Here is a 22,599-nt window from a genome sequence, read left to right as displayed (position 1 = left end):
TAAAAAACAGACCTTCAAAAGGTCTGCTTAGAATAATCCCGTTATTAAATTCAGTACACCAGCCAAAATCATCACGACAATGGGATCCATCTTTGTCTTCATTAATAAAAACAAACAAATCATAAAAATAAATACCATCAAAATGTTGGTCGTAGCAATTCCCATGACTTCATTTCCCCAAAAGGCTGTCACCAAAATACTAACACCAGCGGTCGCAATCATCGCCACTACCGCAGGACGCAAGGCATTCAGGACATATTGTAAGACCAAAATATTTTTATAACGATTATACAAATAAGCAATAAGCGTCACAAGAATTGCCGACGGCAACACCGACCCAATTGTCGCAACCACTGCTCCTATAACGCCCGCAACTTGAGTCCCTACAAAAGTTGCGGAATTAATCGCAATCGGCCCCGGAGTCATCTGTGAAATTGTAATCAAATCTGTAAATTCTTGCATGGTCATCCAATGATAAGTCTCCACCACTTCCGCTTGAATCAGCGGCATGGCCGCATAACCGCCACCAAAACTAAAAGCCCCAATCTTCAAAAAACTAATAAATAACTGCCAGTAGATCATGACTTTGTTCGCCCTCCTTTACGCCTATCAATATAATAAAGCAATAAGCCCAAGGCGGCTGACATGCCGATAATAATTATCACATTGACCTTGAAGAAATAATTGGCAATAAAAGCTAGAAACATGACCGCAATCATAATACGGTTTTTCGAATCAAAAACTTGCATCGCCATTTGAATCACTACCGAAGCAATAACGGCTCCCACTCCTGCTTGCATCCCTTCCAGCATCAAGGCAATCCAGGTATTAGAACGGAAAGCTTCATAAAAGACTGAAATCAATGAAATAATGGCAAAAGGAGGAATAATGGTAGCAATAATCGCAACCAGGACACCAATTAAACCAGCTAATTTGTAGCCAATAACAATCGCCCCATTAACAGCAATGGCGCCAGGGGCTGACTGAGCAATCGCAACCAAATCAAGCATTTCCTCATCTTCAATCCAGCCCAGTTCGTCCACAAAAGTTTTCTTCATTAAAGTAACAATGACGTAGCCTCCGCCAAAGGTAAAAGCACTCAAGGTCAAGGTCGAAGTAAATAACTTTCGTAAAATCTGCGTTTTATTTAATTGTTCTAAGTTGTGTCTATATTCTTTTTCCATGACTCCTCCTTTATCGGTTAAAGAACTCGGTTCAAGTTGAACCGAGTCAGCAGCGTTATTTATTTTTGAGTTGTTCGAGGGTGGTTTGAGGAATCGAACCACTACGGCTTAAGGTATTGGCCATGCGGTAAAATTCTTTGGGTAAAGCAAGGTCATCGAGGCGACCCGTAATATCTAGCGAAATAGTGTCCGCTTGATCCGCTTTAATTTTAGCTGAAAAGTCTGGTTCGACAATGGCTGCCGAAGCCAAGGCCACCAAATCAACATAGTCTAAAGCTTCTAAGGCCTTATCGGGACTTGTGACGTCACCGGCCCCAATTAACAAGGCGCGACCATTGATTTTTTCACGAATCACTTGATTGATAGCTTGGTCCTCATATTGGCCTTGTTGAGCCTTATTGCTATAGCCTTTTTCACCCCACTGGGAAGTATGGATATAGTCAAGTCCTTCATTAAGCAAGGCTTCAACTAAAACCAACATTTCATCTAAGCGGTAACCGATATTGTCACCATGAATTTCCTCTGGGCTAATTCGGTAACCGATAATAAAGCCATCTGCAGCTTTTTCTTGAGCAGCTACTTTTACCTCACGTAACACCGCCAAAGGTAAAGCCATACGGCGGTCTAAGTCGCCACCCCAAGCATCGTCGCGATGGTTTGAGTAGGCAGAGAAAAATTGTTGTAACAAGTAATGGTTGGCGCCATGGATTTCAACGCCATCAAAGCCCGCATCAATGGCACGACGGGTTGCCTGACCAAAGTCTTTAATCAAAGCTTCCACTTGTTGGCTAGACATTCCGGTTACAGGATAGTCTAAAAATGGAAATTCTTGATCACTGGGACCGTAGGCCACTTTTTCATCTTTATAGGTGTAGGCCGCTTGGCGTCCTGGATGAAATAATTGCATTAGAGCTTTGGCACCTTTGGACTTCATGCTAGCCGCTAATTTTTTTAAGCCATCTAATTGATCATCACGATAATTTCCTAGACCATAACCGAAGGCATTACCAAATGGTCCAACGGTTGCTGCTCCCGTAATGAGCATGGCAGCTGTTTGGGCACGACGTTCAAAAAAGCGAATGTCATCGTCTTGAACATCACCCTCATAAGAAGACCCATCAACCACCATCGGTGACATGACAAAACGTGAGTCTAATTGCACGCCATTGGGAAAAGCAGGTGCATGTAATAAAGCGTGATATTTATTTGACATAAAAATCCCTCATTCTTAAATTTTACCAAACATTTTTGCTAGATGACGGTAAGAATTCACACGGGCTTTTTCATCGAAAATTGGCGCGTATACCATCACTTCGTCAATCCCTAGCGTGTTGATTTCATCTTCTAAAACAGCTTCGACTTGAGTTGGCGTTCCTTTAATAATAAAGCGATTTTGATAGTATCCTTGAAGATAAGCCTCATCGGAAGCTGAAAATGTAAAATCTTTGACTTCTTCTGGATCCATATTGGCAATCATTTGACCTTTATTTAAGGCGATGCGAGATAGTTCCAGCGGCTTCGCATAGTAATTCGCCTCTTCTTCGGTATCCGCCACAATAATCATATAACTTACCATCACTTGCGGCTTTTCAAAAAATTTGCTAGCGGTAAATTGCTGGCGGTAAGCCTGGAAAACTTCTGGCTCTGTTTTCAAACCAAAGAATTTTGCAAAGCTATAACCCAATCCCATTTCAGCTGCCTTGGTCGCAGATTGCCCAGACGAACCTAACATCCAAGGCTCAGGTAACGTTTGAGTCCCAAAAGGTACAGCCTGTGTATTGCCATAAAATCCAGCGGCCCGCTCATCTTTCAAGTAATCCAAAATAACTTCGATTTTATCATACATATCTGAAAAAGCATCCGGTTTCCCTTGCGCCAGAGCAATAATTTCGTGGTGACCGCTCCCCGGCGCCCTACCTAGCCCTAAGTCCACCCGACCAGGGGCTAAAGTCGTTAAGGTCTTGAAGTTTTCCGCGATCTTCAACGGCGAATAATGCATAATCATCGTTCCACCTGTCCCCAAACGCAATTTGTTGGTAATTGCCGACATATAAGCCACCATTAATTCTGGCGATGAACTAGCATTATCATTCGAGTTATGGTGTTCCGCAAACCAATAACGATGGAAATTTAACTGCTCAATCTCATTCACAAAACGCTTCGTGCGCTCGTAACCTTCCTCAACCGTCTCCCCGTGATTCAAAGTCACCAAATCATGCACTGCTAATCTCATTCAATCCCTCTTTCCATAAAATCATCCTATATATATTCTAACCTAGTATACCAATAATTCTAGTAAAAGACCTTTTAAATAAATATCACTGCTGTAAATCGGATGGAGGTGGTGGGAGTGGTTATGGAAGGAGGATTGCTGGCCGGAATTGGGTGGGAATGGCCAAGAAAGGTATATCCGTGGCCGAATGGAGTGCTCATTAAGCATATAATCTAAGTTATATGCCGAATGGTGAACTTATTGAGCATATAATCTGAGTTATGTGCCGAATGGTGAACTTATTGAGCATATAATCTGAGTTATGTGCCGAATGGTGAACTTATTGAGCATATAATCTGAGTTATGTGCCGAATGATCGCCCTTATCGGCATATATCTCAGAGGATGTGCCAGGGAATAGCTCTTCATGGCATATATCTCAAAGGATGTGCTAGGGAATGGCTCTTCATGGCATATAACTCAGAGGATGTGCCAGGGAATGACTCTTCATGGCATATATCTCAAAGGATGTGCCAGGGAATGGCTCTTCATGGCATATAACTCAGAGGATGTGCCAGGGAATGACTCTTCATGGCATATAACTCAGAGGATGTGCCAGGGAATGACTCTTCATGGCTTATAATCTGAGTTATATGGACTTAGTATCAGCTTTTCAAACGAGCACAAACCAACCGCTCGGATGAAACATACTTTTCAAACGAGCGCGAACCAGCCGCTCGGATGAAACTTGCTTTTCAAACGAGCGCGAACTGACCGCTCGGATGAAACTTGCTTTTCAAACGAGCGCGAACCAACCGCTCGGATGAAACTGCCATTTCAAACGAGCGCAGACCAGCCGCTCGGATGAAACATGCTTTTCAAACGAGCGCGGACCAGCCGCTCGGATGAAACCACCATTTCAAACGAGCGCGAACTAACCGCTCGGATGAAACCACCATTTCAAACGAGCGCGAACTGACCGCTCGGATGAAACCACCATTTCAAACGAGCGCGAACTGACCGCTCGGATGAAACCACCATTTCAAACGAGCGCGAACTAACCGCTCGGATGAAACTGCCATTTCAAACGAGCGCGAACTGACCGCTCGGATGAAACCACCATTTCAAACGAGCGCGAGCTAACCGCTCGGATGAAACATGCTTTTCAAACGAGCGCGGACCAACCGTTCGGATGAAATCAGCATAGTCAAGTCCAAAAATCTTGTAAACTTAATAAGTTGTGTAGTCCCTTATGCGCTAAGTGGTGATGACTGAATGGTGGACGATTTGGCACTGCCCCACTAGTATAGATAATTGTCTGGAATTGTCATATAAGTGGCACAAATGAAAGCAGAATCTGCCACTTAACAAAGCAATGACTAAACTCAATCTTCCTACAATTAAAAATTATTGACATGATTTCCTACAGGGTATACAATACAAACAGTAATGATTACTATTCAACGAAGGGGATATTTATTATGACAAACAAACAAACTAAATCGCGGGCTTATCGTCAACTGAAAAGTCCGAATATCAAAACGCGTCGTCGAGCATTGAAAGCGATTAAGGAAGCTAAGCGCCGTGGGGTTGCATAATTATCTATTGAACTAAACTTGATGGTGATCATCAAGTTTAGTTTTTTTACATTTATATCATCCTGATGACAATCGGTGTTTTTAATTAAAGCGATTACTTAAACGTGTTATACTGGCTTTAATAAATGATTCATAAAGGAGATTCTTATGATTAAAAAATGGATAATCCGATTCGCTGTTGCTGCCATCACACTTGCATCAACGATCCCGACGATACAAGCAGAAGAAACATTCACAAATGATTTAGCAGAGCAAGCGCAGTCTTTTACGGAAACCTTAAGAGAAAATTTCAATACAGGAAATAATGAGAATATCGTTTATTCACCTTTTTCCTATTATTTAACTTTAGCAGTATTGGAAGCTGGTTTAACGGAAGATGAAAAGTCGCAATTGACGGAACTTCTTGTTTACCCAGGCTATGAAGCAGAAGATTATTATTCGCAATTAAGTGATTTTTTAGACAATGTGACTACGCAAGAAGAAATGCCTTTCAATACGATGCAAGTGGTATTAGGACCAGAAGATCAAGATTGGCATCAAGACTTTATCAAAGCTGTCGAACAACTTCAAGGAAAAGTAGAAGCTGTAGATTTCCAAAATGAAGCCAGTTATGAGCAATTAAATACAGAAATAGCTGATTTTACCAATCATTTGATTGATCCTTATTTTACTGAAGATCGGATTGCTGAATTAACGACTAATGAAAACTTACAATTAATACTTATGAATTTGCTTTACTTTAAATCCAATTGGGTCGATACTTTCTCTGAAGATGCGACTAGCAGTGATATTTATTATGAGGTTGAAAAAGAAACGATGGTGGATATGATGTTCCAGTCGGAGTATTTTGCTTATTTGGAGACAGAGGCATTTCAGGCGGTAAAATTGCCGTATGTGAATGGGGCTGAGTTGTTGGTGGTTTTACCGGAGGAAGCGGCGACAAATGAGGAGATGTGGGCGTTCTATCAAGAAGCGGCTAGTGCAGCGGATTGGACGGAAGCAAAAGTTGAGTTGTCCTTGCCTAAATGGAGCATGCGAGCTTCATTTGATTTAACCGAGACACTTGCCCTCCTTGGTTTAGAGAACTTTACGGATTCTTTAGGTGAGACACAGTTTTCAACTCATGATGATGAAGAGCTAGCAATTAGCAAAATATTGCAGTCCATTATATTTAAATTAGATGAAAACGGAACAGAAGCTGCAGCCGTCACTGAAATGGATATCGAGACTACCTCAGCACCGATTGAAGAAGATCCGATTGAAATGATTGTGAATCGTCCATTTGTTTACGGCATTCAATATGAGGGGATTCCATTGTTTGAGGGAATTAACTGGTCTTTAGGTGAATAAAGACTACCTTTTTGCCAACAAATAAGCTATGATTAACCATGAATTTATTTTTAGAGGTGTTGGAGATGAAAGTAGCAAAATTTGGCGGAAGTTCTTTGAGTTCTGCACAACAGTTGGTCAAAGTGGGCAATATTATTCAACATGATCCCAAGATTCGTTATGTGGTCGTGAGCGCCCCGGGTAAACGAAGTGAAGATGACTACAAGGTCACCGATCGCTTGATTGATCTGGCGATTGCGCATAAAAATCAAATGGATATTGAGCCGATTATTTCTGATATTATTGGTCGCTACCGTTCAATGGCGCAAGAGTTGAAATTGGATTTCGGTTTAATTGAACGTTTAGAGCAAACTTTACGACAATATATTGATACGTTTTCAAATAATTACCCACGTCTTCTGGATGCTTTGAAATCCTGTGGCGAAGACTTTAATGCACAATTGATTACGGAGTATTTCAACCAATTGGGTGTCGATGCCCGCTACCTATCTCCTTTAGAAGCTGGTATTCTTGTAACCGACGAAGCTGCAAACGCACAGTTACTCGATGAATCTTATGATCTGATTGGAAAGTGGCGCAACCATGATCAACTGTTAGTTATCCCAGGCTTTTTCGGCTACTCTAAAGCAGGCAATATTGTAACGTTTCCGCGTGGAGGTTCTGATATTACAGGTGCCATTATCACCCGTGGCGTGGCCGCAGATATTTATGAAAACTTCACCGATTTGAGTTATATTTATTCGGCTCACCCTAAAATGGTGGAGAATCCGCACCCTATCAGTGAAATTACCTATCGCGAGATGCGTGAGCTGGCTTATGCCGGTTTTACCATTTTTCACGATGAAGCCCTTGAACCCCTCTATCAAGTAAATATCCCTGTTATGATCAAGGATACCAATCATCCCGAGATTGAAGGTACGAAAATTGTGGTTCAACGCAGTGATGTTAAAGAATTTCCGATTATTGGGATTAGTAGTGATGAAGGCTTTACTTCCATCACTTTACGTAAATATCTCTTAAACCGTCAGTTGGGTTATACGAGCCGTCTGCTACAAATTTTTGAAAGACAGCGCATTTCAATTGAGCATGTCCCAACGGGAATTGACAATATTACGGTTGTCTTTCGGACACGTCAATTAACAGGCCCAAGTCAATTAGCGGAGATTTTAAATGAAATCGAAGAAAAACTTCAACCGGAATGGATGAATGTAGAAGATGACTTAGCGATTCTAGTCGTGGTAGGCGAAGGGATGCGCGATGGCATAGGGATTGCGCATAAGGCAACCACTGCTCTGATGAATGAAAATGTTAATATTCTGATGATCAACCAAGGTGGTTCACAAATTAGTTTGTTTATCGGGATTAAAATTAAGAATCAAGAAGCTGCCATTCGCAGTATGTATGAGCAGTATTTTGGGGAAACAAAATAAAAATGTAAGAAGCTCTCAATTAAACAGAGCTTCTTACATTTTTTTAATTTAACCAAGATTTTAGGGTATGGACATCTTCGGTAAGCTGGTCAGGATTGTCGTCGCGGACAAATTCAAATAATAAACGTGGCGTTTGTTTAGCTTCATTGACGATTGCTAAGTAGGCTTGCCATTCTTTTGCACCTTCAGCTAAGGGAAAACGATGGTTGAAATCCTGCCAATGGAAAACATGTAAGGTAGATACCATTGGGAGTAGTTTGCGAAAACTCGCAATCCGTTCTTCGACGGTCAAACTTTCGGCCGGCTGCCAATATAAGAAGACATTGGGTTGTGAGACTTCTGCCATTAATTGTTCCGCACTTTCTGGTGTGTCAGTCAGCGTTTGGCTATGGTATTCAAAATGGATACTTTTATTTTTTTCTTTTGCTAATTCAGCGATTCGAATCGCATCATCGACGATTTTTTGCCGTTCTTTTGCGGAAACTTCCAGTGAGCCTTTCTCCCCTGCCCACACTCGAATGATATCTGTTTGCAAAATCGTGGCGGTTTCTAAAATAGCTCCAAAGTCTGCAAAACTTCCCACTTTGTAATAACTTCCGTAGGAAGCCACTGCTAGACCTGCTGCCTGAGTCGCTTCCAATGCTGCTTGTGCTTCTTCAAATTCCCTCGGCCTAACATGGGCCTTGGCGGACCACTCGATACCTTCCAAACCCGCTTCTTTTGCAATGGCCACCACTTCAGCGATAGCTTTTTCACTAAAAGTGACCGAACATAAACCAAACATTTTAACCCCTCCTTTTAATAAATATCTCTGCTTTTAGTTACTCTATTATAGCATGCTCTTAGATATTTATTTTTAAAACGAGTATAATATAATTATCTTGATAAGAAAGGAAAATTTATGATGGAGATATTTACTTTAAATGATGGAAATCAATTGCCAGCAGTTGGTTTTGGAACGGTCGGTCTTAATGGGGCTCGAGGAGTGAATGCTTTTTTATCAGCTCTAAATGTTGGTTACCGGATTATTGATACATCAACAAATTACAATAACGAAGGGGCCGTGGGGGAAGCGATTCGTCGAACTGATATCCCGCGGGAAGAAATATTGGTGACTAGCAAGTTGCCAGGTGCAGCACATGAATACGATAAGGCGATTGAGTGGATACAAGAATCCTTATACCGTATCGGTTTAGACTACTTCGATCAATATTTGATTCATTGGCCACTTCCAAAACAAGATCAATATGTCGAAGCTTGGCAAGCCTTAGTAGATGCTCAAAAATTTGGTTTGATTCGTTCGATCGGTGTATCTAATTTCTTGCCGGAACATTTAGATCGCATTATTGATGCAACAGGTGTTACGCCGGCTGTCAACCAAATTGAACGTCATCCTTATTTTAATAATCAAGAATTGGTAGATTATAATAATAAATTAGGCATTGTTCCGCAAGCTTGGAGTCCGTTTGGGCGTAATTTATTGGATGTTTTGGATGAAGAAAAGCTTAAAGCGATTGCTGAAAAATACGGTAAAGATGCTTCTCATGTGATAATCCGATGGAATATTCAAAATGGGGTGATTCCAATTGTGAAATCTGGGTCGTATAAAAATCAAGTAGCAAACTTAAATGTTTTTGATTTTGAATTGTCTGCTGATGATATTGCGCAGATTAACCAGTTGGATAAAGGGGAAGATGGTCGTATTGAAGGCCAACATCCTAATGAATATGAAGAGTTTGATTAAAATATTTATTTAAAGAGGTATTGCGGTGGATAAACAGCTAGCGACAATAGAGGACGTTCAAGATTTTATACAATCAGATCCTTATAGCTTACTTTTTGTGGCGGGACACACTTGTTCCGTTTGCCATGCGTTAAAGCCACAGGTCAAAAAATTATTGAAAGGATTTCCAGCCATTCGCTCAGCGATGGCTTACATTGAGGATATTCCCGAATTAGCAGGTGAGTTTTTAATTTTTACTGTTCCCGTTGTCATCTTGTTTGAGAACGGAAAACGAGTGGATTCCATGGCGCGCTTTGTCCCGCTTGGAGAATTGGAGAAGAAGATGACCATGTTGGTTGAGAATTAGTGGGTGGTCGGTTGAAATTTTAGCTTTGTGGCCGTGACGAGTTGAAAGCTTTAGCCTCGTTACAAAAACGAGTTGTATTCTTTAGCCTCATCTCCAATTACGCACCCCCCCTCTTCAATCCAGCAGTGATATTTATTTAAAGCATAAAGAAAGTGTACGGATCCTTTTCAGATTCGTACACTTTCTTTTTATTTTGCTTCCGGGTATTTCGTCAGGGTGTAGCGTAATGAGGCGGCCAGCATTTCCTTCAGGACGTCCAGGTTGACATCAGCCAACTTGTTGACGTAGACGCAGGACTTTCCGCTGGTGTGCTTGCCCAGGCGTGTCAGCATTTCTTCGCGCTCTGGAAATTCGGGTTCCAAGTACAAGCTGATTTTCGCCTTGCGTGGTGAAAAAGCTAACAAGGCCGAATCCCCTTCGCGGCCTGATTCGTAGACATAGTGGTAGTCGCCGAAGCCGATGATGCTAGGGTACCACATTTTTGGCTCATGGCCGGTGACTTCTTGGAACATTTCCACTAAAGTGTAGGCGTCCTGTTCCTTTTTTGCGTGCCCGATTGACTCGATGAATTCAATCACATCTTCGCCGGTCGGCTGAAATTTTCCTTCTGACATAAAACCCTCCTTTTCAATAAATATCTCTGCTTTATTTATTTGAATGTGCATTAAACCAATCTAAAATAGCTTGCAGACGTTCCAGTCTTAAATTCGGCAGACCGTTGCGCGACAAGCCATGGCTCGATTGTGGGAATAAAATCAATTTAGTCTCCACGCCATTCTTTTTCATCGCCACATACATTTGCTCGGCTTGCTCTTGTGGGCAGCGTAAATCGTCTTGCCCATGTAGCAATAAAATCGGTGTTTTGGCATTTGCCGCATGTGCTATTGGCGACATTTCCCAAAGGCGTTGGTAGTTGGTCAGATCGTTTTGCAATTGGAATTCGGTAAAGAACGCCCCAATATCACTCACACCATAAAAACTAATCCAATTAGAAATCGAACGTTGGCTCACCGCAGCTTTAAAGCGGTCGGTATGCGTTACAATCCAGTTGGTCATAAAGCCTCCATAACTTCCACCTGCCACAAACAATTGATCAGCATCAATTTCAGGGTGGTTGGCTAAAACCGCATCGACTCCTAACATGAGGTCGTCAAAATCATGGTTACCATAATCGCCTAAAATCGACGCCACAAATTCCTGACCATAAGAATTGCCTCCACGAGGATTCAACATAATAACCCCATAACCTTCGGCTGCTAACCACTGCATCTCATGGAAGAAGGTTTCACCATAAGCGACTTGAGGACCACCGTGAATATACAAAATAGCAGGATGGGACGCTTTTGCCTCAATAGGCGCTAAATACCATCCTTGGATATCCCAGTCATCATAACCTTTGTACCAAAAACGTTCCGGATCAACGACTTGATGGGCCTCCATAAAACTTTGGTTGGGTTGGTAAAAGGGCGTAAATTCAGCGGTATTTATTGGGATGTGCGCCAAAGCGCTCGGTTCAGTTGGGGTTGAATAGCTTACAGTGAGTTGGTCTTTGGCAATATTTAGGGCAGCACTGGTTAAATGCAACGGTTGATCAAACAGCAAGTTAATGTCACCATCGCGCTGGCCTATATATAATTTCGATTGGCCTTTTTCGGAGCTATCAAACACAAAACGCTCGTTGTCTAACCACAACACACCAATCCCCTTGGCATTTTGCTGAAAATCACCGACAAAGGCATCGCCAATTTCGATATCCAAATCCGCTGTCAGAGCCTTCAATTCTCCTGTTTCAACTTCATACAAATAAATATCTGTGAGAGTCACAAATTGGTAGTCGAATTCATTTCCATAAAAGACTAATGCATCTTCCGCTTCGTTTGCTGCTGCAAAATAATAGAAGCCCGTATATTTTCCGTCGAAGAAGGCAGTAGTTTCTTGGGTCGCTAAATCAAAGCGGTAAACTTTTTGCCCATAAGCCCATTCATCTTCTGGATCTTTGGCTGAATTGAATAATAAATAATTTTCATCTTTCTGGACATAGCTCAAGCTGAATGATTCATCTGAAGTCATAACGGTGTCTGCTTGACCATCTCTGATATTTATTTTACGGATCAGGTGTTTTTTGTTGTAATCAATGAAACCACCGCCATCGGCTTTGTATGTTAAGCGCGAAATACTTATTGGTTGTGGGTATTTTTCTTTTTCCTCTTTGCTTTCTTTTTCCGATGTTTGATAGTAGAGAATTTCGGTATTAGGAATCCAATAGTATGAGCTAACGCCTTCTTTTTCATCGGTCAAAGCAACAGCGCTACCGCCATCTAGTGGAATTGTAAAAATTTGTGGTTTAGCTTCAAAATTTTCACTGGCGATAAATATTAATTTACCTAAATTGGGAGCTACCGTAATGCTGTGAATGGTGCTCGTTTTTGAAAACCATTGGCGGATTTCCTTGGTTTTTAAGTCGATGCTTTGTAAACTCGTTTCATAGCGATTTTTCTTTTGGTTCATCTCCGTTTGTGTAAAATAGCTACGGTAGTAACATTGCGCCAGTTGGTTGATGCTTTTCAGGTCAAAGAGACTTTCTTTTGTGATTCGTTTCATATAATGTCCTTTCTCGTCAATTCGTTTATCTAAATATATCATTTATTAAGAAAAAAGCTGTGAAGATACTAAAAGCAAGTTGTGAATCACCACAACTTGCTTCTAGCAGTGATATTTATTCAGGTTTTACTTCAAAAACAGAGGATTCTTCGCCGTTTTCCAAACCGATAACCACAACCGATTTGATTGGATTGTGGTTTTCGTCGATGGAGAATGAACCCGTCACGCCGTCAAAGTCTTGGATTGAGGCAATGGCGTCCTTGATGGCGGCACGGTCTGTTGAACCAGCCTTTTCGATCGCAGCGATTAACAATTGCGTCGCATCATAACCTAGAGCGTTAAAGGTATCCGGCTGCTTGCCATACTCCTCTTCAAAAGCCGCCACAAACTCAACGGTTTTCGGATTTTCAGAATGCAGTGAGAAATGCGATGTATAATAAATATCATTGGCATTTTCATTGCCTGCCAGCTCTACCAAGGTGTCGTTGTGGAAGCCGTCCGCTCCAATAACGGGAATATCCAAGCCAAATTCACGGGCTTGCTTAATAAATAATCCCCCTTCGGTGTAATAAACCGGCACGTACATGGCTTCAATTTTGCGTTAAGAGGTTGGTTAAAACAGATGAAAAATCTGTATCACCGGTTGCCATTGTTTCTTCGGTTACAATTGTCCCACCTAAGGCTGTAAATTGTTCAACAAAGGCATCACGTAAACCTACCGAATAATCCAGTGCTTGGTCATAGACTACCGCCATTTGTCTGATTCCCAATGTGTCGTATAAATAATTGGCACCTACGTAACCTTGATAGCTATCTTCAAAACATACTCTAAATAAATACTCTAAGACAGATCCCGAGTCATCTAAAGTTAGATTATCACCCGTGGCTGCTGGAACAACACCTGGCAGTTCGGCTGTTGTTAAGGCTTTTACTTGTGCCAATACGTTACCTGTTGTTGTTGGTCCAATAATTCCAACGACTGATTCATTGGCTAAGCGTGTCGTCACTGCTGCCGATTCCGTCATGTCTGACGTATTGTCGTAAATAATCGCTTCAACTAATTGCCCATCCAGTAAGCCACCTGCTTCATTCAGCTGCTTAATCGCTAAATCAAAACCTTCACGCACAGGCGATCCATAGGAGGCATGCGGTCCAGACAATTCAAAGTTTCCACCGAAAAGGATTGGTTCTTGTGCCAAGACGACATGACTACTGGACCATAACATTGTACTAGCAACTAAACTTATCCCGATTTTCTTGAAATTCATTGACATTTCCTCCTAAAATATATTCTCTTTTTTTATGTTTGAAACAAAAAAGGCTCTCTATCCAAAAATGAATAGAAAGCCTCTATGCAAGGTCCCATTCATCAAATCAAACACGAATAGGACTTCGCTCTGTATGAAAAAATAACAGAATCAAGTCCTCTTAGATGACCAATACGACCACATTATTTATTTGTGTTAAAAATGATAACATAAGGATGACCTCGCTTATTTGTCTTTAACATAGTACCAATATAAACCCATTCTCATTAGATTGCAAGTATTTTCTTACCAAATTCACATTTATTTAATGAGGTTTGTGTTTTGGGGTGTGGGTGTGGGTGTGGGGATTTGAGTGTTGGGAATGCGGTTGGAGTGCGGTTTAGATATAGCGCTATGGTGGAGGGATGTTTAAGAATGTTTTTTAGACATTTGGTGGAGAGGTGGATCTGACGACTTTGAGCTTGTTATTCGTCTGATCCAGTCGCAATCAGACGCTTTCGCCCCGCCTTTTCGTCTGATCCAAGCTCAATCTGACGATTTCAACCTGCCTTTTCGTCTGATCCAGCCCGCTCTGACGATTTCAACCCGCCTTTTCGTCTGATCCAAGCTCGATCTGACGATTTCAACCTGCCTTTTCGTCTGATCCAGCCCGCTCTGACGATTTCGCACCGCCTTTTCGTCTGTTCCAATCCCAATCTGACGATTTCGCACCGCCTTTTCGTCTGATCCAAGCTCGATCGGACGATCTGACCTCATCTTTTCGTCTGATCCAACCCCAATCTGACGATTTCAACCTGCCTTTTCGTCTGATCCAGCCCAATCAGACGATTTCAACCCGTCTTTTCGTCTGATTCAAGCTCGATCGGACGCTTTCGCACCGCCTTTTCGTCTGTTCCAAGCTCGATCGGACGATTTCAACCCGTCTTTTCGTCTGATCCAAGCTCGATCGGACGATCTGACCTCATCTTTTCGTCTGATCCAGCCCCAATCTGACGTTTCCACATCACCTTTTCGTCTGATCCAAGCTCAATCGGACGATCTGACCTCATCTTTTCGTCTGATCCAACCCCAATCTGACGGTTCCACATCGCATTTTCGTCTGATCCAATCCCAATCAGACAACTCCCCCCTGCCCACTCGTCTAATCCAACCCCAGCAGTGATATTTATTCAAAAAAGCCACCAGCTCTTCGTAAAGAGTTGGCAGCTTGGGTCAAAAATATTATTCTGCGGCTACATCTACGACTGACGTTTCTTCGCCGTTTTCAAGTCCGATAACGACAACCGATTTAACTGGGTTGTTGTTTTCGTCCATTGAGAAGGTACCTGTTACGCCGTCAAAGTCAGTTGTTGCAGCGATTGCATCACGTACAGCCGCACGATCGGTAGTGCCAGCTTCGTTGATGGCATTCATCAATAATTGTGTCGCATCATAAGCTAAAGCTGAGAAAGTATCTGGTTGTTTGCCATATTCTTCTTCGAAGGCCGTTACGAATTCAACTGTTTTCTCATTTTCAGATAGTAATGAGAAGTGAGAAGTATAATATACATCTGTTGCATTTTCATTTCCTGCTAATTCTACTAAAGTATCGTTATGGAAACCGTCAGCTCCAACAACGGGCACATCTAAACCAAATTCACGTGCTTGTTTAATAAATAATCCTGCCTCTGTATAGTAAACAGGTACATATAATGCTTCAACGTCTTGCGTTAATAGGTTGGTTAAAACAGATGAGAAGTCTGTGTCGCCTGTTACTAAGGTTTCTTCCGTCACAACCGTTCCACCTAAAGCTGTAAATTGCTCAACAAAAGCATCGTGTAGTCCAACGGAATAGTCTAAAGTTTGATCATAGACTACTGCTACTTGTGTAACGCCTAGATTTTCATACATATAGTTAGCTCCTACATAACCTTGGTAACTATCTTCAAAACATACTCTAAATAAATACTCTAATAATTCACCTTTATCATCTAAAGTTAAGCCGTCACCAGTAGCAGCTGGTACGACACCAGGTAGCTGGTTATCTTGTAATGCAGGTACTTGTGCTAAAACATCTCCTGTAGTTGCAGGTCCAACCACACCGACAACACCTTCATTAGCTAAACGGGTTGTAACAGCAGATGATTCGGTCATATCAGACGTATTGTCATAAGTGACGCCTTCCACTGTTTGACCATCTAATAAGCCACCTGCTTCATTCATATGCTTAATCGCTAAGTCAAAACCTTCACGCATCGGCGTTCCGTATGCGGCATACTGGCCAGATAATTCGAAATTTCCACCTAATAAAACTGTTTCTTGAGCTAAAACTGCCCCGCTATTTGACCATAAAAGAGCCCCCGCCACTAAACCTAAACCTAATTTTTTGAAATTCATTGTATTTTCCTCCTAAATTTTTATCTTTATAATTATTAAAACAAAAGGGGCTACCTATTCGTATATGAATAGGTAGCCCCTTAAGTGAGGTCCCATTCATCATACAAACACGAATAGGACTTCACTCTGTATCAAAATCTTTACAGAATCAAGTCCATCTAAATAATAATAATAATTGTTGTTAATTTAGTTTGTGTTTGTACCGATGACATGGATTTTTCCTCGCTTACTCATTTTAATATGATTAAAATATACTACTTTATTTTTAATAAAGCAAGCTTTTTTCTCATTTATTTTAATTGTTTTCTAAAAAACTTAAAACGACTCCTTTTTTAACTCGACTTTGTTTAAAACAAAGCGCAAGAAAAAGGCATTTATTTTAGCTAGAGCAACAAAGCCGACAAAGCTAAAAAGATAAATAGCAACAATCATCCCGATATATGTGGTGGTACTTAGGAAAAGAACGAAGGTATTTATTATGATCAAGAAGACTGTTTGGACTGGATAATTAATAAACAAAAATAAAGAATTAGATAAAACGTCTTTGACCGACATTTCGAATTGGCTGATTAAAATATAGAAATAGGTCAACAAAATAGCTAGCAAGAAAATCTCAATGACCTGAAAAATAATGAATATGTCGATTTTTAATAAACTAGGGAGCACCACTAAAACTGCTAAAATTATCAATTCCACTAACGTCAATTTAAGGGTTAACTTAAAGTGTTGCTTGACGTAGTTCAGGAATCGTTTATGAAGTGGTAAATCAGGATGAAAATACTGTTCATAGTTTACAGCTAAAAGTGCTCCCCAGGCTGACGGAATCGTAATAACAGGAAGACATACAAGTATAAATAACAGATTTAAAGAAACCCAATCAAATAAATGTGACAAAAATTTTATAATCGGGCTATCTAAGTTCAACCAACGTCTCATGTATATCTTCCTCTCTTTTTAAACTAAACTTTTTTCTTAATTGATACTTTCGTTATAGCGTGTATAAGCGTCGTTCATAATGGTGTTAAATTCTTCTAATCCCATTTGGTTTAATTGGTTAATATAAGTATCCCACTCTTCATCCACGCCACCTTCAACAACCCACTTAGTTCCCATTTGGGCAGCATATGAACTAATGTCGGTATAAAGTGTTGTTAAGCGAGAAGTTTCTTCGATTGTATAACTTACACGTGGGAAGGCTGGTAGTGCATATTGAGCTAATTCCTTATCCAACTCAAGTTTTAGCCCATCACCTTCAGTGGTATCAATCTCAACACGGTCATTAAATCCATCATGAATGAATTTTGGTCCAAAGTCACGTAAAGAGTTGACCCAAGCCGAAATATCAGCTGTTTCACCACCTACTGGAGGTAGTACTTTATAAGTGCCATCGTCTTTTTTCTCTGTCCCAATGCCAAATGATCCATAGAAGTTTTGAATACTTGCATCTTCAGTATACCAAGTATCTAACCATTGTAATAATAACTCAGGATTTTCAGTTGTATTTAAAATTAAGAATTCATTACGGTTGTAGTTTAAGTGATCTGGGTCTGAAATAACATAACGATTTCCATCAGGACCTTCCAATGCTGGCAGCGCTACATATTGATCAGAGTTTTGACCGAATAAAGCGTCTGGAGTCCAACCAACCGATACCCCAACGCGAGCCGCAGATGTATCTTGTCTCTTCGCCTCAGCCATAGATGTATCCTGAGTAAATATCTCTGGATCAATCAAGCCTTCAGCATATGCTTCATGCATGGCACGGATAGCTTCTTTATATTGTTCACTTGTACGTAAGTAAACAGGTTCGCCATCCATTAAGGTCATATCATATTCATAACCGTGGCGAACATTAAATCCTAAACTCCGGTGTTTTTATAGTATACTTTCAACCTAAACCTTTTCATATCAAGCATTTAGTCGAAACATTTCGTTCTAAATGCTTGGTTTTTCATTCTTTGTATACTATAATAATAGTATGCTGGAGAGTGAGGTGGGATTATGAAAAAACAAACATTGGTTGACATGCCTGACAAACGGATTACTTACAAAAAAGGACCGAAAGGGACAAAATATGTTTATTACACTGTTCGCAGTTATCGCAATACCAACGGAAAGCCGACTTCCGATGAAAAGAGTATCGGAAAGCTAGATGAAGCGACCGGGAAGCTGATTCCTAATCGGAATTATTACGACTTGTTCCCCGAAGAACGACAAGACCGTCCTGAATCAGTTCTATCGCAGGGGTATTTCAGCGTATTTCTTGTATTGGCACAATCCATTGGATTAACGAATACATTAGCACACAGCTTTTCCGACAACCATGAAACCTTATTGAGTATTGCAGCTTACATGATGGCTCACGGTAATGTAATGATGGATTATTCCGATTGGGCGGAAAATGTCGCTCACCCACAGGTTCATTCACTCTCTTCTCAACAGACGAGTCAATTATTTGCCGACATGAAAGAAGCGAATCGCTCCGCCTTTTTCCAAGAATGGGTCAAAAAAGCGCATGAAGAAGAGTACATTGCCTATGATGTCACCTCCATTTCATCGAATAGTGACGGCATCTCTTATGTTGAGCGGGGGTATAATCGCGACAAAGAGAATTTACCGCAGATTAATTTCGGCTTGTTTTTGGGTGAGACCTCCCGATTGCCGCTCTATTACTCGATTTATCCCGGAAGCATTGTGGATAAATCTTACTCACCGTTTATGATGGCACTGACGGAAACAATGGGGATGAATAAACTGCGCTTTGTCATCGACCAAGGTTTCATGACCCAACATAACCTAGAACTGCTTGACCAAAAGCAACACACGGTGTTAAGTCTCATTCCTAAAAACTACACACTCTACAAAGACCATTTGAACGAGGTCATTAAAACCGAGTTCTCAGCCCGTGAACGCCTAAATGACCTTGAAATGTACTGTCGGACAATTCAAACAAGCTACGAAGGCGCTACAGTCCACATCCATTTTTATTACAATCCACAAAAGGCAGTTTTAGAAGAGAAAGCCTTATTTGACGATATTCAACGTCAAGAAGAAACTCTGAATACGTTGGTTAAGCAAACAAAAGTCAAACCATCGTTGAATAAGTATTTTGAGATTGAAGAAAAAGGAAAGAAGGAGATTAGTTATCGTTTGGCCTACGATAAGGTTGACTCCCTGCGCAAAAAGTTGGGTTACTTTGCCTTAATTTCTACTGATGTGGCATTATCATCGGAAGAAGCCTTGGTCATTTATCGCCAAAAAGATGGGATAGAAAAGAGTTTTGATCAGTTAAAAAATGGGATGGACTACCGCAGAATGCGAACCCATTACACCAAGACGACGGAGGGTAAGATGTTTGTCGCCTTTCTTGGTTTGATTATGCGAAGTGTGTTTATGAGGGCTATCAAAGCTCATGAGGCCACGAAGTCTTATACCTTAAAGAAAGTCATTCGGGAACTGGAAAAAATCCAACAATTGCGCTTAAAAGATGGTACCGTGCAGACCATGCCTTTGACGAAAGTTCAAAAAAATATCTTAGCAGCGTTGGATATTGACCCGTCACAGTTCAAATAAAAAGAGCGGTTGCGAAATGATGATTCATTTCTCAACCACTTTTTGTATACTATAATTTTACGGGAATTTAGGATCAATCGAATCTTAACAAAGATTAATGGTAAATTCTATTCAAAACAAAAACTCCCCTCTAAAGTTCTCGATAAACTTTAGGAGGGGGAGTTTAGTCATTTAATTAATCCAAATATTTATTCAATTCACCAGCAAGAAGTCCAGCTATTTTTCGAGCACCATATTCATTGAAATGGGTATTATCTTCGACCCCATCTGGATAATTTTCATGTTCGCCAGGCCTTAGATGTAAGAATATACGCACAGATTCTTCTTCGCCAATTTCATTCAAATAGTTTTCTACGATTTCATAAGCATTGACAGTTTGTACATTTAGTTTTTCAGCTAATTGTAAAGCTGCATGTGGATATTCGCCAATTGTTTTTTCATCCAAGCGTCCATTCACAAAAACGCGACGTGGAACAGATGAGAGTACAATTGGTATTGCACCGATCGCTCTTGTTTTTTCAATATAATAGCTTAAGTTCTCTTGATAAGAACCATAAGGTTCAGCATATCTTTCTGGATCATCCAACTTACCATCGTTATGACCGAATTGAATAAGTAAATAATCCCCTGCTTTTAAATTATTCTCAATAATTGTAAACCGTTGTTGTTCGATGAAGGACTTTGTAGAACGGCCATTATACGCATGGTTTTCCACAATAAATTTATCATCGATAAAGTCAGCTAAATACTCACCCCAACCAGCTTCAGGACGTGCGTTCCCTAACTTGGAAGCTGCTGTAGAGTCCCCAATGACAAATATTCTCTTGGATTGAGTAGAAAGATTTTTTTCTGAAATTAACTCATTTTTTAACAACCATTTTTCTAAAGCTTTGGACCAATCTTTAACAAACTTATCCCCAGTCGCAAGACCTAAACCATGCGGACCACTTTGGTACATATGTAATTCATGGGGTATCTTGAATTTATTTAATTGATTGACATATAATAAAGAATTCATAGCCGGTACAGCCGCATCATCCACTGTAGACCAAATGAAAGTAAGAGGTGTCTTTTCACTCACTAATTGATTGGCTGAATATTGCTTGATTTGTTCTTCAGTCGGATTTTCTCCCAATAAATTAGTCCGAGAACCTAAATGCAAAATATCACTTTCGAAACTAATAACTGGATAGGCTAAGATAGAAAAATCTGGGCTGACATCTAGTTTGTTAGATGTTAGAGCTGCTAAATGACCTCCAGCTGAAAAACCAATCACTCCTACTTTAGGATATCTTTCTTTTAACCATAGAAGTGTATCATTGATTTCTACTAATAGTTTATCAATTTCTACAGGATTTACTTGATAATACAAGACCCCTGCATTCAAGCCTCTTTTATTAAACCACTCCGCAATATCTTTCCCTTCATGAGCCGCCAGATGATCATAGCCTCCACCAGGAAATACCAAGACATAAGGCGCTTCTGGATTTCCCTCTAATAAATATTGTTCAAGGCTTGTTTTCTGTGGATGTACAGTATCCCCTACTACTTGACCTTTATCATATAAATCTATCATTATTCTTCCTCCAAATTTTCCAATACTCATATAAATACTTTAAATGATATCTATTAAATTAACTACTCAGTGATAACATGATAAGCTGTTACTTCGACAAAATAATCATCACTACCAAATTGTTCCCCACTCTTCTTAAACCAAATACCATTCGTACCCATTACTGTAATTTCTAAATAATACTCACTAAATTCAATTTCAGGAGAAATATATCGAAGCCCTCGATTTTCTACAAGACTATAAAAGTCAATCACAGACGAATGAATCATTTTTCCTGAATAATTATATAGTTTGAATTCTGCATAACCACCGTGTTTACTGCTATTCCCATAAACAAGAACTTGTTTACCTCTAAAATCAATAGCTACCGATTTACCCTTTCCATTTGAACCAAAATTTAGTGGATGCTCTGCTTGAATCTCGACTTCAGAAAATGAATCAATATCCCACATCTCCATATAATTTGCTATAGCCATTTGTCCATCATTCACTTCGATCGGTAGCCATACTTGTGTTGCACTAGATTCTTGCCGAGGGAAAGACCAACGATCGCCCATATAAATAGGAGTTTTCTTTCCATTAGGTGCTTCATATTCAAACACAAAAGAACACTGTGAATTATAAGTTAACGTTCCTTCGGGACAAAATAAACCCTGATATGTCCAAGGTCCATTTATTGAAGTCGCAGTTAAATAATAATTATCATTTCTTTCCCAACTTGTTTTATTAGAAAACAAGAGAAAATATGTATCATTTGACTTAAACATGGCTGGGGATTCTCCACCAGATGCAATATTAGTTACAATTTTTTTCTCAACAGAGAGATAATCATCACTTAATTGATAAATATCTCCTTCATGAAAAAGTATATAGGCTGTCCCATCAGCATCCACAAATGTGCCCATATCCCATTTTCTAAGTTTTTCCCCTTGAAAGAGTAAATGACCTTTAAAAGTAAATTCACCATCTATTCGATCACTAACTGCTATTCCAATAACAGGATCATTATAAGCTAAATCATCGGTATGCATCAGCATAATAAATCGTTGAGATTTAGGATGTTTCAAAACTTTTACTCGCTCACCAATTCGACTTGGCCCTAATAGACCATCTTTTTGAGGAGTGAGTGCCAACCCTTCATATCTCCAGTCAGTCAAACTTGAAGATGAATAACAAGAAAAGCCAATAAATTTATTCTCATCATTCGTTTTATACTCCCCAAAAAGATAATACCGATCATTTTCTTTCACGACACATCCAGCATGGGCATTGACTGTATGATTATGTTGATCATACCAAGGGACGCCGTTAGCAATAATATTTTTATGCATCCTTAATCATC

Annotated in this window: 21 protein-coding genes; 6 read left to right on the top strand and 15 right to left on the bottom strand. The window is 40.3% G+C overall.

All coding sequences use genetic code 11. The features are described 5' to 3' along the window. Positions 1–27: 27 nt before the first annotated feature. The 4 genes from ACTQ54_RS00640 to ACTQ54_RS00625 are packed head-to-tail and all read right to left on the bottom strand — an operon-like array spanning position 28 to position 3,417. Positions 28–582, bottom strand: a complete 555-nt coding sequence (locus ACTQ54_RS00640; RefSeq protein WP_441753906.1) for a chromate transporter — start codon at positions 580–582, stop codon at positions 28–30. Beyond that, on the bottom strand, positions 579–1,184 hold the full coding sequence (locus ACTQ54_RS00635) for a chromate transporter (RefSeq protein WP_441753905.1): 606 nt from the start codon (positions 1,182–1,184) through the stop codon (positions 579–581). The genes ACTQ54_RS00640 and ACTQ54_RS00635 overlap by 4 nt, the downstream gene beginning before the upstream one ends. A gap of 55 nt (positions 1,185–1,239) precedes the next feature. After that, a complete protein-coding gene (locus tag ACTQ54_RS00630; RefSeq protein ID WP_441753904.1) occupies positions 1,240–2,397 on the bottom strand; it encodes an NADH-dependent flavin oxidoreductase in 1,158 nt (385 codons plus the stop codon). Positions 2,398–2,412: 15 nt separating this feature from the next. Next, a complete protein-coding gene (locus ACTQ54_RS00625) occupies positions 2,413–3,417 on the bottom strand; it encodes an MsnO8 family LLM class oxidoreductase (protein ID WP_441753903.1) in 1,005 nt (334 codons plus the stop codon). Between the two features lie 1,459 nt (positions 3,418–4,876). Between ACTQ54_RS00625 and ACTQ54_RS00620 the strand changes: the two genes are divergently transcribed. The 3 genes from ACTQ54_RS00620 to ACTQ54_RS00610 all read left to right on the top strand — a co-directional run bounded on the left by ACTQ54_RS00620 (position 4,877) and on the right by ACTQ54_RS00610 (position 7,773). Continuing rightward, positions 4,877–4,993 (top strand): putative metal homeostasis protein, encoded by a 117-nt coding sequence (locus ACTQ54_RS00620; protein ID WP_441753902.1) that lies wholly within the window; start codon positions 4,877–4,879, stop codon positions 4,991–4,993. 147 nt (positions 4,994–5,140) lie between these two features. Continuing rightward, positions 5,141–6,343, top strand: coding sequence for a serpin family protein (locus ACTQ54_RS00615; protein ID WP_441753901.1), 1,203 nt, complete (start codon positions 5,141–5,143; stop codon positions 6,341–6,343). Between the two features lie 65 nt (positions 6,344–6,408). Beyond that, positions 6,409–7,773 (top strand): aspartate kinase, encoded by a 1,365-nt coding sequence (locus tag ACTQ54_RS00610; RefSeq protein WP_441753900.1) that lies wholly within the window; start codon positions 6,409–6,411, stop codon positions 7,771–7,773. Between the two features lie 43 nt (positions 7,774–7,816). Here the strand turns inward: ACTQ54_RS00610 and ACTQ54_RS00605 are convergent, their stop codons facing one another. Next, complete coding sequence (locus tag ACTQ54_RS00605) at positions 7,817–8,557, bottom strand: sugar phosphate isomerase/epimerase family protein (RefSeq protein ID WP_441753899.1); 741 nt, start codon at positions 8,555–8,557, stop codon at positions 7,817–7,819. Between the two features lie 120 nt (positions 8,558–8,677). Between ACTQ54_RS00605 and ACTQ54_RS00600 the strand changes: the two genes are divergently transcribed. Continuing rightward, complete coding sequence (locus tag ACTQ54_RS00600; protein ID WP_441753898.1) at positions 8,678–9,517, top strand: aldo/keto reductase; 840 nt, start codon at positions 8,678–8,680, stop codon at positions 9,515–9,517. 25 nt (positions 9,518–9,542) lie between these two features. Next, positions 9,543–9,863, top strand: a complete 321-nt coding sequence (locus ACTQ54_RS00595) for a thioredoxin family protein (RefSeq protein ID WP_441753897.1) — start codon at positions 9,543–9,545, stop codon at positions 9,861–9,863. Between the two features lie 188 nt (positions 9,864–10,051). Here the strand turns inward: ACTQ54_RS00595 and ACTQ54_RS00590 are convergent, their stop codons facing one another. From ACTQ54_RS00590 to ACTQ54_RS00555, 8 genes are all read right to left on the bottom strand, one after another. After that, positions 10,052–10,477: a DUF1801 domain-containing protein gene (locus tag ACTQ54_RS00590; protein ID WP_441753896.1), complete on the bottom strand. Its 426-nt coding sequence runs from the start codon at positions 10,475–10,477 to the stop codon at positions 10,052–10,054. Between the two features lie 31 nt (positions 10,478–10,508). Continuing rightward, positions 10,509–12,464, bottom strand: coding sequence for an alpha/beta hydrolase family protein (locus ACTQ54_RS00585; protein WP_441753895.1), 1,956 nt, complete (start codon positions 12,462–12,464; stop codon positions 10,509–10,511). A gap of 115 nt (positions 12,465–12,579) precedes the next feature. Then, entirely contained in the window at positions 12,580–13,050 is a 471-nt protein-coding gene (locus ACTQ54_RS00580; RefSeq protein WP_441753894.1) for an ABC transporter substrate-binding protein, read from the bottom strand. Positions 13,051–13,054: 4 nt separating this feature from the next. Continuing rightward, positions 13,055–13,732 (bottom strand): ABC transporter substrate-binding protein, encoded by a 678-nt coding sequence (locus ACTQ54_RS00575; protein WP_441753893.1) that lies wholly within the window; start codon positions 13,730–13,732, stop codon positions 13,055–13,057. 914 nt (positions 13,733–14,646) lie between these two features. Next, positions 14,647–14,820, bottom strand: a complete 174-nt coding sequence (locus tag ACTQ54_RS00570) for a hypothetical protein (protein WP_441753892.1) — start codon at positions 14,818–14,820, stop codon at positions 14,647–14,649. Positions 14,821–14,953: 133 nt separating this feature from the next. Then, positions 14,954–16,108, bottom strand: a complete 1,155-nt coding sequence (locus tag ACTQ54_RS00565; RefSeq protein WP_441753891.1) for an ABC transporter substrate-binding protein — start codon at positions 16,106–16,108, stop codon at positions 14,954–14,956. 315 nt (positions 16,109–16,423) lie between these two features. Continuing rightward, the gene (locus ACTQ54_RS00560) at positions 16,424–17,044 is read right to left on the bottom strand and encodes a DUF624 domain-containing protein (RefSeq protein ID WP_441753890.1); all 621 of its coding nucleotides are present in this window, start codon (positions 17,042–17,044) and stop codon (positions 16,424–16,426) included. A gap of 36 nt (positions 17,045–17,080) precedes the next feature. Then, on the bottom strand, positions 17,081–17,935 hold the full coding sequence (locus ACTQ54_RS00555) for a hypothetical protein (RefSeq protein WP_441753889.1): 855 nt from the start codon (positions 17,933–17,935) through the stop codon (positions 17,081–17,083). A 174-nt stretch (positions 17,936–18,109) separates the two neighbouring features. Between ACTQ54_RS00555 and ACTQ54_RS00550 the strand changes: the two genes are divergently transcribed. Then, on the top strand, positions 18,110–19,681 hold the full coding sequence (locus ACTQ54_RS00550) for an IS1634 family transposase (RefSeq protein WP_441753888.1): 1,572 nt from the start codon (positions 18,110–18,112) through the stop codon (positions 19,679–19,681). Positions 19,682–19,856: 175 nt separating this feature from the next. On the opposite strand, the gene ACTQ54_RS00545 is transcribed toward ACTQ54_RS00550, so the two are convergent. Together ACTQ54_RS00545 and ACTQ54_RS00540 are read right to left on the bottom strand one after the other, a co-directional pair. Next, positions 19,857–21,257, bottom strand: coding sequence for a GDSL-type esterase/lipase family protein (locus tag ACTQ54_RS00545; RefSeq protein WP_441753887.1), 1,401 nt, complete (start codon positions 21,255–21,257; stop codon positions 19,857–19,859). A 62-nt stretch (positions 21,258–21,319) separates the two neighbouring features. Beyond that, complete coding sequence (locus ACTQ54_RS00540; protein WP_441753886.1) at positions 21,320–22,588, bottom strand: family 43 glycosylhydrolase; 1,269 nt, start codon at positions 22,586–22,588, stop codon at positions 21,320–21,322. Positions 22,589–22,599 lie beyond the last annotated feature (11 nt).

Origin of the sequence: Fundicoccus sp. Sow4_H7 (assembly GCF_052115865.1) — a bacterium.
Taxonomy (GTDB): Bacteria; Bacillota; Bacilli; order Lactobacillales; family Aerococcaceae; genus Fundicoccus_A.
Note: the sequence above shows the minus strand (reverse complement) of the source record. Positions and strands in the feature narration are given on the sequence as shown.

What these genes read in the sequence shown, in the direction of transcription:
- ACTQ54_RS00575 (WP_441753893.1), bottom strand. Translation starts at nt 13,732, where the DNA reads ATGAATTTCAAGAAAATCGGGATAAGTTTAGTTGCTAGTACAATGTTA.
- ACTQ54_RS00555 (WP_441753889.1), bottom strand. Translation starts at nt 17,935, where the DNA reads ATGACCTTAATGGATGGCGAACCTGTTTACTTACGTACAAGTGAACAA.
- ACTQ54_RS00605 (WP_441753899.1), bottom strand. Translation starts at nt 8,557, where the DNA reads ATGTTTGGTTTATGTTCGGTCACTTTTAGTGAAAAAGCTATCGCTGAA.
- ACTQ54_RS00610 (WP_441753900.1), top strand. Translation starts at nt 6,409, where the DNA reads ATGAAAGTAGCAAAATTTGGCGGAAGTTCTTTGAGTTCTGCACAACAG.
- ACTQ54_RS00630 (WP_441753904.1), bottom strand. Translation starts at nt 2,397, where the DNA reads ATGTCAAATAAATATCACGCTTTATTACATGCACCTGCTTTTCCCAAT.
- ACTQ54_RS00620 (WP_441753902.1), top strand. Translation starts at nt 4,877, where the DNA reads ATGACAAACAAACAAACTAAATCGCGGGCTTATCGTCAACTGAAAAGT.
- ACTQ54_RS00615 (WP_441753901.1), top strand. Translation starts at nt 5,141, where the DNA reads ATGATTAAAAAATGGATAATCCGATTCGCTGTTGCTGCCATCACACTT.
- ACTQ54_RS00585 (WP_441753895.1), bottom strand. Translation starts at nt 12,464, where the DNA reads ATGAAACGAATCACAAAAGAAAGTCTCTTTGACCTGAAAAGCATCAAC.
- ACTQ54_RS00600 (WP_441753898.1), top strand. Translation starts at nt 8,678, where the DNA reads ATGGAGATATTTACTTTAAATGATGGAAATCAATTGCCAGCAGTTGGT.
- ACTQ54_RS00640 (WP_441753906.1), bottom strand. Translation starts at nt 582, where the DNA reads ATGATCTACTGGCAGTTATTTATTAGTTTTTTGAAGATTGGGGCTTTT.
- ACTQ54_RS00545 (WP_441753887.1), bottom strand. Translation starts at nt 21,257, where the DNA reads ATGATAGATTTATATGATAAAGGTCAAGTAGTAGGGGATACTGTACAT.
- ACTQ54_RS00590 (WP_441753896.1), bottom strand. Translation starts at nt 10,477, where the DNA reads ATGTCAGAAGGAAAATTTCAGCCGACCGGCGAAGATGTGATTGAATTC.
- ACTQ54_RS00550 (WP_441753888.1), top strand. Translation starts at nt 18,110, where the DNA reads ATGAAAAAACAAACATTGGTTGACATGCCTGACAAACGGATTACTTAC.
- ACTQ54_RS00560 (WP_441753890.1), bottom strand. Translation starts at nt 17,044, where the DNA reads ATGAGACGTTGGTTGAACTTAGATAGCCCGATTATAAAATTTTTGTCA.
- ACTQ54_RS00625 (WP_441753903.1), bottom strand. Translation starts at nt 3,417, where the DNA reads ATGAGATTAGCAGTGCATGATTTGGTGACTTTGAATCACGGGGAGACG.
- ACTQ54_RS00565 (WP_441753891.1), bottom strand. Translation starts at nt 16,108, where the DNA reads ATGAATTTCAAAAAATTAGGTTTAGGTTTAGTGGCGGGGGCTCTTTTA.
- ACTQ54_RS00580 (WP_441753894.1), bottom strand. Translation starts at nt 13,050, where the DNA reads ATGTACGTGCCGGTTTATTACACCGAAGGGGGATTATTTATTAAGCAA.
- ACTQ54_RS00570 (WP_441753892.1), bottom strand. Translation starts at nt 14,820, where the DNA reads ATGTGGAACCGTCAGATTGGGGTTGGATCAGACGAAAAGATGAGGTCA.
- ACTQ54_RS00540 (WP_441753886.1), bottom strand. Translation starts at nt 22,588, where the DNA reads ATGCATAAAAATATTATTGCTAACGGCGTCCCTTGGTATGATCAACAT.
- ACTQ54_RS00635 (WP_441753905.1), bottom strand. Translation starts at nt 1,184, where the DNA reads ATGGAAAAAGAATATAGACACAACTTAGAACAATTAAATAAAACGCAG.